Origin of the sequence: Geminicoccus flavidas, assembly GCF_009806515.1 — a bacterium.
Lineage (GTDB): Bacteria > Pseudomonadota > Alphaproteobacteria > Geminicoccales > Geminicoccaceae > Geminicoccus > Geminicoccus flavidus.
The window spans coordinates 1-2,146 of record NZ_WUJP01000641.1; the positions used below are offsets into that span (position 1 = coordinate 1).

3 protein-coding genes are annotated in these 2,146 nt (G+C 67.9%); 1 reads left to right on the forward strand and 2 read right to left on the reverse strand.

What is annotated here, in order from left to right:
• Positions 1-602 (forward strand): M2 family metallopeptidase (locus tag EQG76_RS18035; RefSeq protein ID WP_200840900.1); only part of this gene is annotated, 602 nt, incomplete at its 5' end.
• 27 nt (positions 603-629) lie between these two features.
• Here the strand turns inward: EQG76_RS18035 and EQG76_RS18040 are convergent.
• The gene (locus EQG76_RS18040; RefSeq protein WP_159715771.1) at positions 630-1,058 is read right to left on the reverse strand and encodes an OsmC family protein; all 429 of its coding nucleotides are present in this window, start codon (positions 1,056-1,058) and stop codon (positions 630-632) included.
• A 66-nt stretch (positions 1,059-1,124) separates the two neighbouring features.
• Positions 1,125-2,146 (reverse strand): helix-turn-helix domain-containing protein (locus EQG76_RS18045; RefSeq protein WP_159715772.1); only part of this gene is annotated, 1,022 nt, incomplete at its 5' end.

A 2,146-nucleotide genomic window follows, 5' to 3' on the forward strand; every position in this document is an offset into this window, starting at 1 on the left:
TCGGCGACACGATCGCCCTGTCGATCACGCCTGAATATCTCGTGAGGATCGGTCTGCTCGACCGGGCGCCGGACGCGTCGCGCGACACGGGTCTCCTGCTGAGGCAAGCACTGGACGGCGTGGCCTTCCTGCCGTTCGGGCTGCTGGTCGACCGCTGGCGCTGGCAGGTCTTCAGCGGCGAGGTGGGACCTGCCGGGTACAACACGGCCTGGTGGAAGCTCCGGGAGGAGTATCAGGGGATCAAGGCTCCGGTCGCACGCCCCCCGGACGCGTTCGATCCTGGCGCGAAGTACCACATCCCGGGCAACGTGCCCTACATGCGCTACTTCCTGGCCCGCATCCTCCAGTACCAGCTGCACCAGGCCGCCTGCGCGCAGGCCGGCTTCCAGGGGCCGCTGCACCGCTGCTCGATCTATGACGACAAGGAAGTGGGCCAGCGCCTCCAGGCAATGCTGGCAATGGGCGCCAGCCGTCCCTGGCCGGAGGTCCTCCAGGCGTTCACGGGTACGGATCACATGGATGCCACGGCGCTGCTCGCCTATTTCGCCCCGCTGAAAACCTGGCTCGACGAGCAGAACCGTGACCGCCAGTGCGGCTGGTAGTGCTGGACCCTGCCTCGGGCAAACCGCTCAGGCCGCGAGCGAGGCGTCCAGCGTGATCTTGGCGTTCAGCACCTTGGAGACCGGGCAGCCGGCCTTGGCCTTGTCGGCGAGCTCCTGGAACTTCGCCTGATCGATGCCCGGGATCTTCGCCTTCAGGGTCAGGTGGACGGCCGTGATCGCGAAGCCGTCGTCCTGCTTGTCCAGGGTCACGTCCGCCCGGGTGGACATCTCATCGGCGGTGAAGCCGGCTTCGCCCAGGATCAGCGACAGCGCCATGGTGAAGCAGCCGGCATGGGCGGCACCGATCAGCTCCTCGGGATTGGTGCCGGGCTTGCCCTCGAAGCGGCTGGCAAAGCCGTAGGGCTGGTTGTCGAGCGCGCCGCTCTTCGTCGAGATGGCGCCCTTGCCGTCCTTCAGGCCGCCCTGCCAGATCGCCGATCCGCTGGTGGTGCTCATTCGTTCCATTCCCCCAGAAAAGGTGGTGCTTTTCACCTAGTTGCCCGGCCGGGGCCGGGTTCCCGATCAGGACGGGCGCGGTTCGAACAGGTAGTTGTTGGGGCCGCGCAGATTTTCGTCGACCACGATGCGATGGTTGAGCGGCGGGAAGGCGCGCTGGTCGCAGTCCAGCCGCTCGCACAGGCGGCAGTGCAGCCCGATCGGCACGGCGGTGTCGTCGGAGCGGAAGTTGATCCCGTCCGCATAGACGATGCCAGCGGCGTGGGCGACGTCGCAGGCCAGCGCCAGGGCGAAGCTCTTGCCGGGCGTGCGGTAGCCCACACCCGGCTTGTTGATCAGACGCGCCACGCTGAACCAGCGCATGCCGTCCGGCATCTCCGAGACCTGGACCAGGATGCGCCCGGGTGCGCGGAAGGCGTCGTACAGGTTCCAGCGCGGGCAGGCGCCGCCCTGGCGGGCAAACGCGGTATGGGTGCCGCCCAGCCGCTTGGACACGTTGCCGGCCTTGTCGCCACGGATGAGGATAAACGGGATGCCCTTGGCGCCTGTGCGGTGCAGGGTGGTGAGCCGGATCGCCACCTGCTCGAAGCTGGCGCCAAAGCGGCTCTGCAGAAGCTCGATGTCGTAGCGGAGTGCGGTGGCCGAGCGCCAGAAGCGCTCGTAGGGCATCATCACCGCACCGGCCAGATAGTTGGCGAAGACGATCCGGCCGAGCCGAGCCGTGTCCGGGCCGGAAAGGCCGGTGCGGGCCACCATCTCGTCGATCAGCGGGCGATAGCGCAGGAGCGCCACCTGGACCGCCAGCTGGAAGGTCCGGCTCGGGATCGGCAGCATCTCCGACAGGAGGATTCGGCGGCTGTGCCGGTCGTGGCGGCGCCGCACCGTGCCCATCACGTCGACCGGCATCACCCGCACCTTGAGGGCCAGCTCCTGCTCCAGATAGCGGACCAGCCCCTGCAGCGTGTCGCCCTCCTCGATCTCGCCCACCTGCCAGATCTCCTCGGCGGCTGCCTCCAGCTCCGGGAAATGATGCTCGCGGCCCTGTACCCACTCGTTGATCTGGTCGAAGGGCGAGCTGGTCCTAAGCG